At 68.1% G+C, this 15,770-nt stretch carries 12 protein-coding genes and 1 rRNA gene; 3 read left to right on the forward strand and 10 right to left on the reverse strand.

Annotated elements, in window-relative coordinates; genetic code table 11:
* Window positions 1-40 precede the first annotated feature (40 nt).
* From DWV11_RS12540 to DWV11_RS12565, 6 genes are all read right to left on the reverse strand, one after another.
* Window positions 41-1,357, reverse strand: coding sequence for an MFS transporter (locus DWV11_RS12540; RefSeq protein WP_245953600.1), 1,317 nt, complete (start codon window positions 1,355-1,357; stop codon window positions 41-43).
* A 120-nt stretch (window positions 1,358-1,477) separates the two neighbouring features.
* Window positions 1,478-2,836 carry an FAD-binding oxidoreductase gene (locus tag DWV11_RS12545; protein ID WP_115789273.1) on the reverse strand — a complete coding sequence of 453 codons (1,359 nt, stop codon included), beginning with the start codon at window positions 2,834-2,836 and terminating at the stop codon, window positions 1,478-1,480.
* 179 nt (window positions 2,837-3,015) lie between these two features.
* The gene (locus tag DWV11_RS12550; protein WP_245953602.1) at window positions 3,016-4,869 is read right to left on the reverse strand and encodes a glycoside hydrolase family 13 protein; all 1,854 of its coding nucleotides are present in this window, start codon (window positions 4,867-4,869) and stop codon (window positions 3,016-3,018) included.
* A gap of 13 nt (window positions 4,870-4,882) precedes the next feature.
* Window positions 4,883-5,770: a sugar ABC transporter permease gene (locus DWV11_RS12555; protein ID WP_115789259.1), complete on the reverse strand. Its 888-nt coding sequence runs from the start codon at window positions 5,768-5,770 to the stop codon at window positions 4,883-4,885.
* Window position 5,771: 1 nt separating this feature from the next.
* Window positions 5,772-7,394 carry an ABC transporter permease subunit gene (locus DWV11_RS12560; protein ID WP_168404691.1) on the reverse strand — a complete coding sequence of 541 codons (1,623 nt, stop codon included), beginning with the start codon at window positions 7,392-7,394 and terminating at the stop codon, window positions 5,772-5,774.
* Window positions 7,395-7,613: 219 nt separating this feature from the next.
* Complete coding sequence (locus DWV11_RS12565) at window positions 7,614-8,912, reverse strand: sugar ABC transporter substrate-binding protein (protein ID WP_115789261.1); 1,299 nt, start codon at window positions 8,910-8,912, stop codon at window positions 7,614-7,616.
* Between the two features lie 214 nt (window positions 8,913-9,126).
* On the opposite strand from DWV11_RS12565, the gene DWV11_RS12570 reads away from it, so the two are divergent.
* Together DWV11_RS12570 and DWV11_RS12575 are read left to right on the forward strand one after the other, a co-directional pair.
* On the forward strand, window positions 9,127-10,869 hold the full coding sequence (locus DWV11_RS12570) for a glycoside hydrolase family 13 protein (protein ID WP_115789262.1): 1,743 nt from the start codon (window positions 9,127-9,129) through the stop codon (window positions 10,867-10,869).
* A 31-nt stretch (window positions 10,870-10,900) separates the two neighbouring features.
* Window positions 10,901-11,917, forward strand: coding sequence for a LacI family DNA-binding transcriptional regulator (locus tag DWV11_RS12575; RefSeq protein ID WP_281269620.1), 1,017 nt, complete (start codon window positions 10,901-10,903; stop codon window positions 11,915-11,917).
* Between the two features lie 27 nt (window positions 11,918-11,944).
* Here the strand turns inward: DWV11_RS12575 and DWV11_RS12580 are convergent, their stop codons facing one another.
* On the reverse strand, window positions 11,945-12,538 hold the full coding sequence (locus DWV11_RS12580; RefSeq protein WP_245953604.1) for a GNAT family N-acetyltransferase: 594 nt from the start codon (window positions 12,536-12,538) through the stop codon (window positions 11,945-11,947).
* On the reverse strand, window positions 12,531-13,022 hold the full coding sequence (locus DWV11_RS12585) for an SRPBCC domain-containing protein (protein ID WP_115789264.1): 492 nt from the start codon (window positions 13,020-13,022) through the stop codon (window positions 12,531-12,533). Before DWV11_RS12585 ends, DWV11_RS12580 begins: the two co-directional genes overlap by 8 nt.
* A 231-nt stretch (window positions 13,023-13,253) precedes the next feature.
* Here DWV11_RS12585 and DWV11_RS12590 point away from each other — a divergent pair, with 231 nt between their 5' ends.
* Window positions 13,254-14,291 carry a peptidoglycan-binding protein gene (locus DWV11_RS12590; protein ID WP_115789265.1) on the forward strand — a complete coding sequence of 346 codons (1,038 nt, stop codon included), beginning with the start codon at window positions 13,254-13,256 and terminating at the stop codon, window positions 14,289-14,291.
* A 52-nt stretch (window positions 14,292-14,343) separates the two neighbouring features.
* Here DWV11_RS12590 and DWV11_RS12595 read toward each other — a convergent pair whose 3' ends face one another.
* On the reverse strand, window positions 14,344-15,363 hold the full coding sequence (locus tag DWV11_RS12595) for a patatin-like phospholipase family protein (protein WP_425452060.1): 1,020 nt from the start codon (window positions 15,361-15,363) through the stop codon (window positions 14,344-14,346).
* 325 nt (window positions 15,364-15,688) lie between these two features.
* Window positions 15,689-15,770 (reverse strand): 5S ribosomal RNA (rrf, locus tag DWV11_RS20665); the annotation flags it as partial.

The raw sequence follows: 15,770 nt of genomic DNA on the forward strand, positions 1-15,770 counted from the left end.
CCGGTTTATGGGTCATCTGCTGCCAGTTCGCGCTGTGTTCTTAACGCCCGACGGCGGCCGGTTCCTTTTCGTGCTCGACGGCCTCACCGGCGTCGACCACCGGCCCGTTGACGGCGAAGAAGCCGGCCGCAGCGACCAGCAGCGCCACGGCCGCGAGCATGACGAAGCTTGGCGTCCAGGCCCCGCTCCATTCGTGCAGGAGTCCTGCCGCCAGCGGCCCCAGGGAGGCCACTGCGAAACCCAGGCCCTGGCTCATGGCGGACAGCCGGCCGGCGGTGCGCGGACCGGAGGACCGGATGACGATCAGCGCCATGCCCAGGCCGAACGGGGCGCTCTGGACGAAGCCCAGGATGCCGATCAGGGGAAACTGCAGGCCGGCGGGGGCTACGAGGACTCCCAGCAAGGCGGCGGCGATCAGGACACCGAGGCCCGGCGCCATGATCCTGAGCACCGCGGGCCTGCCGGCAAGCACCGGAACAAGGAGCCCTGCAGGCAGGCCGGCGATGCTGAACCAGGCCAGAAGCGCGGCGGCCTCCGCCGGGCCCAGGCCTTTGGACTCGAGGAACACGGCAAGCCAGGACGTGACGGCGAAGTACAGCAAAGCTTGCAGGCCGAAGAACGCCGCCACGGCCCAGGCGGTGCGCTGGGTGCGCAGGGATCGGCGGGCTGGTTCGCCCGGCGCGTCGGCCGCCGCCGGGCCACCGGATGACGTAGCGGCCGCCACCGCCCGGACCGGGCCTTGGCGGACCGGGCCTTGCCGGACCGGGCCTTGCCGGACCGCCGATCCCACCATCAGGGCGCCGATCACGGCCGGCACCGCCCAGACCGCGAGCGCACCGGCGAGGCTGCCGCCCAGTGCCGCCTGCAGGGGCTGGACCAGGCCGGCACCGAGCGCGGCACCAAGCCCGAAGCCCATGGTGCACAACCCGGTCCACCAACCACTGCCGTGGTATTCCTTGACGATCTGCGGCAGCAGCACACTGGCCGCCATGATTGCCGAGCCCGCGAAGAACGTGCCGGGAAAGATGAATCCAGGAACCAGTGCACGCGCCACCAGCGCGGCGGCGAGCACCAGCAGCGCCACCGCCACGGCCCATCCGCTTCCGAGCCGCTTGGCCAGCCACGGGCCAAGCGGTGCGGAGATCCCGAACGCGAGCACGGGGAGGGCTCCCAAGGCCGGAAGCAGGTGCCTGTCCACGCCGAATCCGTCTTCGAGCTTGCCCATGGCACCGGCCAGGGTGGTGATGGCCGGCCTCAAGTTCACGGATACCATCAGCAGGGCCGCCAGGACGGCCACCACGGACCACCCCGCGGCTCCTTTGGCCCCGGCTGCCTTGCCCTGCCGTTTGGTGCCCATGGTTCCCCCTCGTCCGAGTTTGGTATACCAAATAAGATTAGAGGGCGATAGGGATGGTGTAAATGGGCGTCCAGAGCGTGGTCACAGCACCCCTTTAGGCGTATTGGGATACCAAGTGGCTTAGATCGCCTTGCCCGGGTTCATGATGCCGGCAGGGTCGAAAATCTCCTTGATCTGCCGCTGCAACGCACGGACGGGCTCCGGCAGCTCCAGGCCGAGCCAGCGCAGCTTGTACTGGCCCACGCCATGCTCACCGGTGATTGTGCCGCCCAGGCGCAGGCCCACCTCGATCGACTCATCCAGGGCAGCGTTGAGCCGGTGGACGGTGCCGGCGTCGGTCAGTTCGTCCACGCGGTCCGCCCAGAACGTGGGATGCAGGTTCCCGTCGCCGGCGTGCGCCACCACCTTCAGGCGCACGTCGTGCCGGGCGGCCATGTCCTCCAGCGCGGCGACGAAATCCACCAGCTTCGACCTCGGCACCGCGATGTCCTCGCCCACCCGGAATTCGTCGTCCACCTCGGTGCCGCGGCTGCTGCGCCGCATGTCCACGAGGCGTTCGGCCTCCTCGCTGGCTTCGGTGGTCACCACAGCTCCCCCGGCCGCAAGCACCTCCCGGACGACATCCGCTTCCGCGGCCGCGCCGAAGCCGTCGGTCTGGACCAGCAGCAGGGACCTGCCCCGGGCCAACAGTTGCGTGCCGTTCAGCTCGTCGAGCTGCTCCAGGCTGCCAAAGTCCAGGAGCTCCATGATGGCCGGCTGCACGCGCGCCTTGCCGACCGCCAACACTCCGGCGGCCGCGCCGCGGAAGTCCGGGTAGAAGGCAGCGATCGTCTGGATCTCGCGGGGCAAGTACCGCAGGCGCACGGTCACGCCCACCACAATCGCCAAAGTGCCCTCCGAGCCGACCAGCAGCGCAGTCAGGTCGTACCCGGCGACGCCTTTGAAGGTCTGGTGCCCGGTGTGCAGGAGGGAACCGTCGGCCAGCACGACGTCGAGGGCCAGTACCGAATCGCGGGTCACGCCGTACTTGGCGCAGCGCAGCCCGCCCGCGTTGGTGGCCACGTTGCCGCCGATCGTGGAGATCCGGTAGCTCGCCGGGTCCGGCGCGTACATCAGGCCATGCTCCGCAGCGGCGGCGTTCAAGTCGGCGTTGATGACGCCCGGTTCGACAACGGCCGTCTCGTCTTCCGGGTTCAGCTCAAGGATGCGGTTCATCCGTTCCAAGCTGAGCACGATGCAGCCCTTGACGGCGTGCGCGCCGCCCGAAATGCCAGTCCCGGCACCCCGCGGAACGATCGGCACGCGGTACTTCGTACATGTGCGCGCGATGTGCTGCACGTCCTCCACGGATTCGGCCCAGACCACGGCCAGCGGCAACTGCCAGTCGGTCACGGGGCCTTGGTCGATCGAATAGGTGGACAGCGTGCCGCCGTCCGCGGTGATCTGTGCCGCGGCCAGGCCTGCGGCGAGTTCCTCCATGAAGCCGGCCGGCGCCTCGTTGGGGCTGGCCGCTGCGTTGATTTCCTGTGAATTCCCGGCTGCTGCCGTCTGATGTGACACGGGTGTTTCCTCACATGCGCGCACCGCGGACTTGCCAAGCCGGCAGTCTTCGCAGTGTTTCAGTGCCAACCAGCTTAGCCCGGAAACACTCGGTAGCTTCAGGACAGCAGCCACACCCCCGCTGCAGGACCGGCCGCGCGCAGCCGGGTGCCGCCGTCGCCGTCAGCGCCCAGGGCAATACGCCCGACGGCGAGCGCGGCGTCGGTACCCGTCCCGGCTGCGGCCGGCAGCAGCCCCGGCGGCAGGACGACGTCGGCCTTGTCCCGGGCGGCGACCACCAGCGCCGTGCTTCCCCGCAGTTCCCGGACGAAGGCGAGGGAGTCGCCGTCGGCGTACAACCAGCGCAGCGAGCCTGCGCGCAGGACCGGCTCCCGGCGGAGCGCGCCGAGCGCGGCGTACAGGCCGCGGAGGTCCTGCACCACGCGCTCCGGTTCGTCCCAGGGCATGGGCGTGCGGGAGTGTTCGCCGTTCATGCCTTCCAGGCCGAACTCGTCTCCGGCGAACACGGTAGGCATACCCGGCAGCGTGAAGGAAAGGACGGCGGCCACCGCCTGTCCCCCGGGAACCATTGCGGTGGCAGCGCGGGCGGTGTCGTGGGTGTCGATCGCCACGAGGCTGTGCAGCCGCGCGGCCCAGGGATAGGCCGCGGCGAAGGCGCGGTATTCCGCCACGAACTGCGAGGCCGGGATCCGTGGCGGGCAGGGCAGGGGTGAGCCGAAGAAGTTCACCGCGGTCCCGTCCGTCAGCCAGGCCCACAACGGACGGGTGAAGGAGGCGTAGCTCATGGAGCCGTGGTAGGTGTCTCCCTGGAAATCGGGGGCGGCGTCGTTGGTGGATTCGGCCACGAGCAACGCGTCCGGATGGGTCTCCAGAGCGGTCTGCCGTACCAAGGCGCCGACTTCGCGGTTCCAGTCCGCGGCGCCCAGCCGGCCGGTCATGTTGCCCACGTCCACCCGCCAGCCGTCCAGTTTGAACGGCTCGGCGAGCCAGTGGGCCACCACGGATTTCGGGCCTTCCACGAATTCGCGGCGCAGTCCGTCCGAGGCCCAGTCAAGCTTGGGAAGGCTCGGCACGCCCCACCAGCTTTCGTAGCCGCCGTCCGGGGCGAAGTAGTAGAAGGAACGTTCCGCGGCGCCCGGATCTGCGAGCGCCGTGCGGAACCATTCGTGGGTGTCCCCGGTGTGGTTCGTGGTGAGGTCACCGATCACCTTGATGCCCCGCTCGTGGCAGGCCTGCACCAGGCGGATGAGGGCTTCGTCGCCGCCCAGCAACGGGTCCACTCGGCGGAAGCTTTCGGCGTCGTAGCGGTGGTTCGACGCCGAGGGGAAGAAGGGAGTGAGATAGAGGATCTCGACGCCGAGCCGGACCAGGTGGTCCAGCCGTTCCCGGACGCCGTCGAGGTCGCCGCCGAAGAACTGCAGCGGGGTGTCGGGCCCCCGGTACACGACGTCGGCGTCCCAGTCCGCGGGGACAGCCCAGTCCGGGGCGGGGCGGGTGTCCGCTGCATCCGATCGCGAGAAGCGGTCCGGAAAGACCTGGTACATCACGGCCCCGGCCGCCCAGTCCGGGCCGGCCCCGGCGGCGGAGAGACGGAAATCCTGGGCGTCGGGCACATCCTGTGAATGCAGGCCGGCGGCATTGAGCCAGGAGGTCTGCCCGTCAGCACCCCGAAGCAGGAAGCGGTAGCGGGCCAGCGGGTTGACCGCCCGGAGCTCCGCCTCCCACCAGTCCCAGCCGCCCGAGCTCTCCAGGTGCCGTGCCACGCTGAAGCGCGGTTCGCCGTCCTCGACCGTCCGCAGCCAGACGCGTTCGACGGTGGCCGGACGCCCGCCGTCGCGACCTCCTGTCCAGCTGCGCATGCGTGCCCGGGTGCTGCCGCCGAGCGACACCGGGCCGTCCGGCAGGTAGAGCGGGGAACCGTCGTGGTGGGCTTCGAAACCGAGCATGCTCATCGCTTGACCGACCTCAGCCCTTGACCGAACCGGCGGACAGGCCGGAGACGATGTAGCGCTGCAGGAAGAGGAACAACGCCATGACCGGGAGCGCGGCGAGCACGGCGCCGGCGGCGAAGACGCCCCAGTCCTCGGTGCGCTGGTTGGCCACGAAGGAGTACAGGCCCACCGCGAGGGTCTGGTTGTTGGGGTCGGTGAGCACCACGCTGGCGATCACGAATTCGCTGCTGATGCCGATGAACGTCAGCAGTCCCACGACGGCCAGGATTGGGGTGACCAGGCGGAGGATGATGCCGAAGAAGATCTGCGCGTGGCTGGCGCCGTCGAGCTTGGCTGCTTCGTCCAGTGACTGCGGCACGGTGTTGAAGAAGCCGTACATCAGGTAGGTGTTAACGCCGAGGGCACCGCCCAGGTACACCATGATCAGGCCGAGCTGGCTGCCGAGGCCCAGCGCCGGGATGATCTCGCCGATGCCGCTGAGCAGCAGGAAGATCGCGACGACGGCCAGCAGCTGCGGGAACATCTGCAGCAGGAGCAGGCTGAGCAGGCCGGCGCGGCGGCCGGTGAAGCGCATCCGGGAGAAGGCGTATGCGGCCAGGGCGCCGAGGAACACGGATGCCGCGGAGGTGATGAGGCCGACCACCATGGTGTTGACGAACCAGCGGCCGAAGGGCCGCTGCTCGTTGCCGAACAGTTTGGCGAAGTTGTCGCCGGAGATCTGGCTGAAGAGGGACGCCGAGCCGGCGAGTGTTCCGGTGGAGTTGAGGGCCGCGGAGAGCACGTACAGCAGGGGGAAGACGGCGAAGACGCTTGTGGCCACGCCCACCAGGTGGCGCCAGCCCTTGTCGCGGAACCACCGCGGGAAGGTACGGCGGGGTGCGGAAGCAAGTGTGGTGCTCATGTCAGTTCACGTCCTCGAGGGCCTTGGTCTGCTTGAAGCTGATGGCCGAGATCGCGGCCACGATGATGAAGATGACAATCGCCAGGGCGCTGGCCAGTCCGTAGTCCCGGCCCGTACCCACGCCGAAGGCGCTCTTGTAGACGAGGGTGATGAGGATGTCCGTGGCGCCGATGTCCCGGGTGGTGTCCTCGAAGCGGGGACCGCCGCTGGTCAGCATGTAGATGACGTTGAAGTTGTTGAAGTTGAAGGCGAAGGAGGAGATCAGCAGCGGCGCCACGGACACCAGCAGCAGCGGCAGCTTGATCGAGCGGAAGATCCGCCAGGCGCTGGCACCGTCCATGCGGGCCGCTTCGTCCACGTCCTCGGGCAGCGATTGCAGCGCTCCCGTGCAGACCAGGAACATGTAGGGGAAACCCAGCCACAGGTTCACCACCAGCACGCTGATTTTGGCCAGGACAGGATCCGTGAGCCAGCCGATGTCCGCCCCGCCCAGCAGGGCGTTGTTGATGAAGCCGAATTCGGGATTGAGCAGACCTGCCCAGACCAGTCCGGAAAGGAAGGCAGGGAAGGCGTAGGGCAGGATCATGATGATCCTGTACACCTTCTTGCCCTTGAGGTCGCCGCGGTTGAAGGTGATGGCGAGGAACAGTCCGAGGGCAAAGCACAGCAGCACCGAGACGACCGCGAAGGTGAAGGTCCACAGGGTCACCGAGAGCAGGGGCCCGCGCAGTTCCGGGTCGGTGAACGCGGTGACGAAGTTCTTGAAGCCGACGTCGATCTTCCACCCGGTGGCGAGCTTCTCACCGTTGTCCGAGACGAAGTCGCCCTGCCCCGAGTCCCGGTACACGGTTCCCGTATCAGTGTCGGTGAGGGTGTCCGCGGCCTTGTCGTAGACCATGTTGGAACGGAAGACATAGGCGTTGCTGCCGTCCTGCGTCCGCAGCGTACCGGCCGCCGGGTCGTCCGAAAGCGGCACCACCAGGCCCAGCACGTCCTTTTGGTGCGCCACGATTTCCTGGAAGGTCAGGGTCCGGTAGCCCGGGAGTTCCTTGGCCTTGCCGGTGGAGTCCTTGACGGCCCCGGTGGCGTCCTCGAGCTTGGACTCCGTGGTGCCGAGTTGTGCCTCGCCGTCCGGCTTGGTGACCAGGAGGTAGTAGCTGCCGCCCTTTTCAAGAACGGTCGTGCGGTAGGCGGGCGAATCGGGCACCCGCTTCTGCGAGGAGGTCAGGATCGACGAGATCGCGTCGTCCTTGCTGCCGTTGTGCCCGTCGCCGTAGTTGGTGAAGGCGATGTAGCCGGAGAACACCACCACGAACACCTGGAACACCAGCAGGAACAGCACGCCGGGGGCCAGGTACTTGGCCGGCAGGCCGCCCGGGCGCAGGTAGATCCAGTTGATCGCGACCGTTACCAGCGCCGCGATGGCCAACACCGCCCAGGACTGGCTGAGGAAGAGTGCTGTCAGCACGTACACTGCGACAGCGTCCACCAGGCCGAGCAGGATGATCTTGGCCAGAGTCCCCTTCCAGGAGTCCGGGCCACGGCGTCGGGCTGCCAGGACCCGCCGGGGACGCGGCGGCGCAGGCTGCCTGGCACCTGGCTGCTGGGCGCCGCCGTCGGGCATCGCCTCAAGGGCGGACTTGGCTGTAGGGGGCATGGAAGATTCCTTCAATGGGAGGGTCTGGCGTGCGACGGCGGAGGTCGCCAAGGCGCGCCCGTCCGGCAGGGTTCGTCCCCGCCGGACGGGCGGATGGCTGAGCATGCGGCCCAGGAGGTGGCGGCATCCGGGATTCGGTGCCGTTCAGGAAGGGCAGCGCTTAGGTAGGACTGCGCTCAGGTAGGACTAGGCGCCGATCTTGCCCTTGATGTTGGCGACCATCTTGGCCCACTCGGCCGCGGGGTCACCCTTGCCCTTGATGAGGGCCAGTTCGGTGGCGCCCCAGTCGGCCCACACGGCGGACATTTCCGGGATCGCCGGCATCGGAACGCCCTGGGCACCGATCTCGCCGAATGCCTTCACCACCGGATCGGAGGCGGCCTTGTCGAAGGAGGACTTCAGCGCCGGCGGGAGGCTGCCCGTGGCGAACATGGCGTCCTGGACGGCTTCGGTGGTGAGGTAGTTGACCACGAGTTCGTTGGTTGCCAGGGCGTTGGCGCTCTTGGCGCTGACGAAGAAGCCGTTGACGCCGATGAACGGCTGCGCGGGCTTGCTGCCGGTAGTGGGCAGCGGGTCGACGGCGAACTTGATGCCCTTCTTCTTCATGTCCGGCACGTTCCACGGGCCGGTGATGAAGTACGGGCTTTCGCCGGCCAGGAACTTCTCCTTGGCGATGTCGCCGGTGATGTTGGAGTTGAGCACCTTCGAGCCGGCGTCACCCCATTCCTTGAGCTTGGCCGCGAACTCGGCACCGCCGGGTCCGCCCAGGGCGAGCTGCTTCGGGTCGTATTCGCCGTCGGCGTTGGTGCCGAAGACCGGCGCACCCATGGAGGTCTGCAGCGGGTACAGGTGGTACGGGTCGCCCTGCTTGGGATCGAGCCCTACGAGGAACGAGTACTTGGCCTTGCCCGCGGCCACGGCCGCCTTGCCCTTGCCGAGGACCTCTTCGAAGGTGGTGGAGGCGCTGTCCACGATCTCGGTGTTGCGGATCAGGCCGATGTTCTCGACGGCGTAGGGGACACCGTAGACGGAACCGTTGTACGTCATGGCGCGGATGGCGGAGTCCTGGAACTGGGACTTCTTGTCGCCGAGTTCCAGCGGCGCAATCACGCCGTTCTGGACGAACTTGCCCAGCCAGTCGTGGGGTCCGACCACCAGGTCCGGTCCCTTGCCGGTGGGCACCTGCGTGATGAAGTCGTCGCGGACAGCGGCGAAGTCCTTGATGACGAGCTTCACCTCGATGCCGGTATCGGCCTTGAACTTCGCCGCCACGGCTTTCAGGGCCGGCGCGCGTTGGGCGTCGAGCCACATGGTGATCGTCGCGGCGCCGGCGGCGGCGAGGTCCTTCTTCGATTCCGTGCTGGCAGGGCTGCTGGGAGTCCCGCCACCGCACGCGCTCAGGCCCATCATGGCCGCGATAGCCGCGGCTCCCATCGTGAAAGTCCTGCGGCTCAGGGCAGGCTGCTCAGTGAAACGCACCATCATTGGTGTCCCTTCTGGATGTTTTGTGGTGAGGCGCTGGGCCGAGTGGCCGTCGTCGCTGATGTGCGGAAGTGAACCGCCTCACATCTGGAAACGTTTCCAAATCCTACTCAGATCTTTCACACATGCAAACGGGGGTTCGTGATATCCGCGTAATCAAAGGGCAATTTACTTGCAAGCGTTTCCAGAATCTCCGCGATCCTGCCTAGAATGCACCATGTCTATCACCACATTCGCGGCATCCCCGGCATCCGGCGTCGCCGCAGAGCACCCCGCACTCGGCCCGCTGACGCACGTCCATGCCGCGGACTCCGACGACTCCTGGTGGCGTTCGGCCGTCATCTACCAGATCTACCCGCGGTCCTTCCGCGACGCGTCCGGCGACGGCGTGGGCGACCTCCCCGGCATCACCGCCGAACTGCACCACATCGCCGAACTGGGCGCGGACGCCGTCTGGCTTTCCCCGTTCTACGCGTCCCCGCAACGCGACGGTGGTTACGACGTCGCCGACTACTGCGCAGTGGACCCCCTTTTCGGAACGCTTGAGGACTTCGAGCACCTGAGCGCGCGTGCGCGGGACCTTGGCCTGCGCGTCATCGTGGACCTCGTCCCGAACCACTGTTCCTCCGAGCACCGGCTGTTCCAGGCCGCCCTTGCCGCGGCACCCGGAAGCCCCGAGCGGGAGTGCTTCATCTTCCGCGACGGCCGCGGCGAAGGCGGCGAACTGCCGCCCAACAACTGGCAGTCCCACTTCGGCGGGAGCGCCTGGACCCGCATCACCGAGGCCGACGGCACCCCCGGCCAGTGGTACCTGCACCTCTTCGACTCCAGCCAGCCGGACTTCAACTGGGACAACCCCGCGGTTGCCGCCGAGTTCGAGCGGATCCTGCGCTTCTGGCTGGACCGCGGCGTGGCAGGCTTCCGGGTAGACGTCTCCCACGCGCTCGTCAAGGCCCCCGGCCTGCCGGACTGGGGCGGACGGGCCGACGGCGGCTCCTCCGACGGCTTCCCCAGCCACGAGGCGCCCATGTTCGGCCAGCCGGCCCTGCACGACATCTACAGCCGCTGGCGCGAGGTGCTCGCGGAGTACGGCGACGACCGCATCCTCTGTGCCGAAGCCAACGTGGACCCGATCGAACGCATGGCCGCCTGGGTAGCCCCGGGCCAGCAGCACCAGGCCTTCAACTTCCCGTTCCTGGCCTCGCCGTTTGCGGCAGAGCCGCTCCGTTCGGTGGTGAGCCGGTCGCTGGCGGCGTTCGACGCCGTCGGCGCTCCCACCACCTGGGTGCTCTCCAACCACGACGTCGTCCGGCACGCCAGCCGCCTCGGCCTGGCCGACCCCGGGCAGGGGCTGGGCGACGGCATCGGCCCGGACCAGCCGCAGCCGGACACCGCCCTCGGCCGCCGCCGGGCGCGTGCCGCGAGCCTCTTCATGCTCGCGTTGCCGGGCAGCTCCTACCTCTATCAGGGCGAGGAGCTCGGCCTTCCGGACAACACGGCCATTCCGGCCGAACGGCGTCAGGACCCGACGTTCCACCGCACGGGCGGCGCCCGGGTGGGCCGCGACGGCTGCCGCGTGCCGCTCCCCTGGCGCGCCGGGGAAGCAGCACACGGCTTCAGCGCGACGGGCATGAGCTGGCTGCCCCAGCCCCGCGACTGGGACGTCCTCGCCCGTGACGTCCAGGCCGCTGACCCTGCCTCGCACCTGTCCATCTACCGCCGTGCGCTGGAGCTGCGCCGGGAGCTCGGTCTGGGCGCCGGTTCCCTGGCTTGGGCGGAGTCATGGTGCCGTCACGGAGTACTTGCCTTCGTCAATGGCACTATTCTGGTGATGCTGAACCTCGGCGACGAGTATCTGGAACTGCCGGACCTCGACGTCCTGCTAAGCAGCCAGCGCAAGGACGGGCGGGTCCTCGCCCCGGGCGAGGCCGCATGGCTCAGCCTCGAGCCGCAGGCCTGAGCACGGAGAACCACTAGGGATGGAGACAGCTGTGAGCGTGAGCATCCGCGATGTCGCGCAATCAGCCGGCGTTTCCATGGCCACGGTGTCCCGCGCCCTGAGCGGGCGCGGGAACGTGTCCGAACGCAGCCGCCAGCGCGTCCTCGACGCCGCGGCCGAACTCGGGTTCGTCCCGTCCTACAACGCCGCCAGCCTTGCCTCCGGACGGACCCGGAACATCGGTGTCATGCTGCCCACCGTGCAGCGCTGGTTCTTCTCAAGTGTCTTGGAGGGCGCCTCCGGCGCCCTCCTCGAGGCCGGCTACGACCTCACCCTCTACACCACGGGCGAGGGGCCCGGACAGCGCCACAGCGTCCTGAACGATTTCCTCCTCCGCCAACGGCTCGACGGCGTGGTGGCTGTTTCGCTTGAACTCTCGCCGGAGGAAGTGGAACAGCTCCTGCGCGTGAAGCGTCCGCTGGTGGGCCTGGGCGGGCCCATCCAAGGCGTCGCCACCCTGCACATCGACGACGTCGAAACCGCCCGCCGCGCCACCCAGCACCTGATCAACCTCGGCCACCGGGACATCGCCCACCTGAGCGGTTCGCCGGAATTCGAGCGCGACTTCGCCCTGCCGGTCAGCAGGCGGGTGGGTTTCGAAACCGCGATGAGCGAGGCCGGCGTCGCCGTCCGGCCGGAATGGCTGATGCACACCGACTTCACGGTTGCCGGCTCGCACGCGGTGGCCAAGCGCCTGCTCGCAGCACCGTCCGGACGTCCGACGGCGGTCTTCGCCGCTTCGGACGAGATGGCGATCGGCGTCATCACCGCCGCCCAGGAGCTCGGCCTGCGGGTGCCGCATGACCTCTCCGTGATCGGGATCGACGGGCATGAGCTCGGCGAAGTGTTCGGCCTCACCACCTTTGACCAGGCGCCGCGCCGGCAGGGAGCCGACGCCGTCCGCATGCTGTTGCGCCAGCTCGACGGCGATGCCGCACCCCAGAGTGCCATCCTGGAGCCCGAGTTCGTCGTACGACGGAGTACTGCAACCCCGCCGCAGCCGCGCTGACGCCCCGGACGCTCTCGGCGTGACGGACTAGCGGGGAAGGCCCTCGGAGTCGCGGTCCTGGGCCGGAGCGAGTTCGCGTTCCATGGTGAGTTCCCGCTTGACCGCGTCGCCGGCTTTCGCGACGTCTTTCGGCCGCGAACGGTCCTGGGGGAACGGCCGCGATTCACCATTGAACCCGAAGCCATGGCGGAGGTAGAACGCCTTGGCCCGTTCGTTATCTTCATGCACGCCGAGTTCCAGGACAGCTGCGCCGAGTTCGCTGCGGGCCACCCTGCAGGCTTCCCCAAGCAGTTCTTCGGCCAGTCCCAGGCCGCGGTAGGCCGGAGCAACGTAGACGCTGAGGAGGATCGCCCGGCGCGGCTCCTCCGGTTTCCGGGGTTCCTTGAGCGCCACGCGCATGAGACCGCGGACCCGCGGATCGTCCGCGCCGCCGTCGGCCAGCAGTGTGATGTTCGAGCCGCTGGACATCATGGCCGCCCGTTCCTGCCATTGAGTATCGGTCTGGCGCCGGGCCGCCGACAGCGTCTCGAGGTACGCCAAGGGGCTGTCCGCGAGCATCTCAAGCCGGACCGCCCGCAGCAGTTCCCAGTCCACGCGCGCCAGGCGGCGGATGTTAGCCACCGGCGCCGCCCATAAAGCGAACGAAGCGCTCCAGGACACCGGGCCAGCCTTCCTCATACGAGGCGCGGGTACCCGCCGGGTCTTCCGCGCCCTCCCAGCCCTCGTGGACGAGGCGGACTTCGGTCCCGCCATCGACCGTGCGAAAAGCCACCCGCAGTTCGGTGGACCACAAGGCAGTGCTCGCCGGATACCAGCTGGCGTGGAAGGACAGCGGCGGCTGCCAGTCGTCAATAGTGCCCCACACGCTGGTTCGGCCGTCCTCCGCCGTTTCCAGGATCAGGTTCTCCTCGAACTCCACGTGCGAGCCCGCCCCATAGACGCTGTGTTCCTCCAACGGCCACCACAGGTGCGGATGGTCGGTGAAACCCATGAAGGCGTGTGCCACCGGTGCCGGAACAACGACGGTGAAGACGAGAGGTTCCAGATCGACGGGCTGGCCGTCCCGGAACGGACCCGGTCCGGGGTGGCTGAAAAGGCTGTCCATGGGCATCAACTCTACCGGGGCCAGCCGCGCACGGCAGGTGGTGGGAGACCGGATGGGCAGTGCTCACCATTGGCACTCCCGAACGCCGCTGCCAGACTCGCAATCAAGAGCGAAGCACCACTTGGCGGCTGTGTTCCTGGCCGTGAACGAAACCGCCAGGACGTCGCCGGCTCATTTCGGGGGCCATCGGCTCCGTGCCCGTCATCGGGTCACCGCAGACAGGAGAATCACATGTGCAATGAACACTTTGGCGCCAGGCAGGCGGCTGCCGTGCCGGGCAAACCGCTGAATACACCGGGCATCGCGCTGAACCGCAGGCTCTTCCTCGGCGGCACCGCAGCGGCGGCCGTGGGCGGGCTCAGCCTGCTGGGCGCCGGACCCGCGGCCGCGGCAACGTCGCAGAACGGATGGCCGGCGTCGACCAGCGTTCCCCTGGGCACCTTGACCGTCGGCGCCGTGACCTTTCCCCAGGGTGTGCGTACCGGGGCACCGCACACAATCCTCGGCTACGTTGCACGCCGCTTCAACAACGAGGTCGAAACGCTCCGGAAGGGCGAGTGCTGGGGCTACAACTTCCGGAAGATCAGCGGGAGCACATCCTATTCAAACCACGCCAGCGGCACGGCCATCGACGTCAACGCGCCCGAACACTTCCTTGGCGCCTCCGGCACCTTCAGTGCGTCCCAGGTCCGTGCGATCCGAGCCATCCTATCGACGTGCGACGGCGTGGTCCGCTGGGGAGGCGACTACAGCAGGCGCAAGGACGAGATGCACTTTGAACTGGTCAAGGGCCCCGCCGACCCCGCGGTCGCGGCGCTGGCCCGCAAGCTCGGAGGCGGCTCCTCCACTCCCCCGCCGGCTCCCTCCACTCCCGCCTGGCGGGTGGTCCGCCGCGGGCAGCAGGGCTACTTCGTGACAGCGTTGCAGCGGCTGCTCCGCCAGCACGGCCGTCCGCTGACCGTCGACGGCACCTTCGGTTCCGGTACCGAGGCCCAGGTCGTCGCGTTCCAAAAATCCCGGAGCCTGGCAGCCGACGGCATCGTTGGAGCAAAGACGTGGACCGCGCTGCAGGTCACGCGCAAGGAAGGCAACGCCGGCCACGCAGTCTTCGGGCTCCAACACTGCGTCAGCGCCAAGGGTTTCGGCACGGCGCAGGATGGCATATTCGGGCCGAAGACCGCGGCCGCCATTCTTGCCTTCCAGCGTTCCCGCAGCCTCGCTGCCGACGGCGTGGTGGGTCCGCGCACATGGGCCGCACTCGTCGCCTGAACCATTCACCCGTCGCGCCAGGCGCCCCTTGCCCTGGGCAGGAGCAGCAGGGTCAGCGCCAGAATCCGGCGAGCCGACCGGCGAGGGCCATGCCTTGCTCGTAGCCGGCCCGTGCCGCGGCCGGACGAAGAGACAGATCCATGGCGTTGGCGCCGAACATGTGCTCCGCGGCTTCCTCCGGGAGGATCGTCTCGACCTTGCTGCCGCCTGCGCGAAGCTCGTCAAGCTGTAGTGCGAGCTGCATGCCCCAATCCAACGGCGTCCTGGTCCTGCCACCGAACGGAGACAGTACCAGGACGCGCTTGTATCCAGCCGCCAGATCGGCATTTTCGTTGCGTCGGTAACCGCCGTCAATGTAACTGCTGTCCCCGATCCTGTAGGCAAAGCCGCTGGCACAGCTGGCGGCAACGGCGTCCGCCAGGTCCACCCCGCTCTCCCGGTCGAAAACGACCGGCGCCCCGGACTTGGCCTCGACAGCCGTGATAAGCAGCATTCGCTGCGGCCAGCCCTGGCTGGGAAGCCGCGATGCGACAGTTGCCCGCCATCGCGTTTGTACGGAGTCGTCCGAGGCCGCGGCCATGCCGAGGGCCGCGGCGCCCATTCTGCGCCTCATGTCGGCGGCGTCTCCGGCCGCGGCGATGATCTTGCCTGTTCTCTCCAGGTGGTCATTCACCGAACTGCCCGGAGGACGTCCATGGCCGGCGCCAGCCGGACCGGCGAGCTGCTGCTTGGTCCCTTGCTGCCCGGTGCCTTGCTGAGGTGGCACCGCCAGGGTGGCAGCAAGGAGTGCAGCCGGAGTCGCGCCGGCGATCTGGGCCGCAGCAGTCGATCCGGCCGACGTTCCGATGACCAGCTCGGCTTGGGTCACGTCCAGCCCGGCGTCAAACAGGCCGGCGATGATGCCGATCAGCCAGGCATTGCCGGTCGACCCGCCGCCGCCAAGGACCAGTGCCGGCTCGCCCGCCGCGGCCACCCGCGCCGTGGCGTCCAGTTGAGCCTTGTCTTGGCCCAGGCTGCTTTGCTCGGAGTTCGTCCACGCAAGGTGCGGGGTTGAAGAAGGTGTTGTGTTCACGGGAGTCGCCTTTCGCGGATTACCTGTTGGCGCTCCCTGTAGCGACTACGTCAGTCGCGCGGCGATCGTGGACTGCAGGGGAGCACCCGTTACTGATACTGCGTTCATGGGGCTCACCTCCTGCTATGGATCACGATCACGGGAATAGTCGCACACCAGCGCAGTAAAGCGCAATCCGTCTGGATCCCAGTGTCGTGGAACACCGGACCTGTTCCTCCACCTGAGGCTGGCGGACAGCATGGGATAGCTCTGTCGTGGCGCGTCGGTTGTGTGTTAAATGGCTCAGGCCCCGACATTCGTTGTCAGGGCCTGAACTCCAATGTATGTCCGGCGGTGTCCTACTCTCCCACACCCTCCCGGGTGCAGTACCATCGGCGCTGTGGGTCTTAGCTTCCGGGTTCGGAATG

The organism is Arthrobacter silvisoli (genome assembly GCF_003369445.1).
In the GTDB taxonomy this organism is placed as follows: Bacteria; Actinomycetota; Actinomycetes; order Actinomycetales; family Micrococcaceae; genus Arthrobacter; species Arthrobacter silvisoli.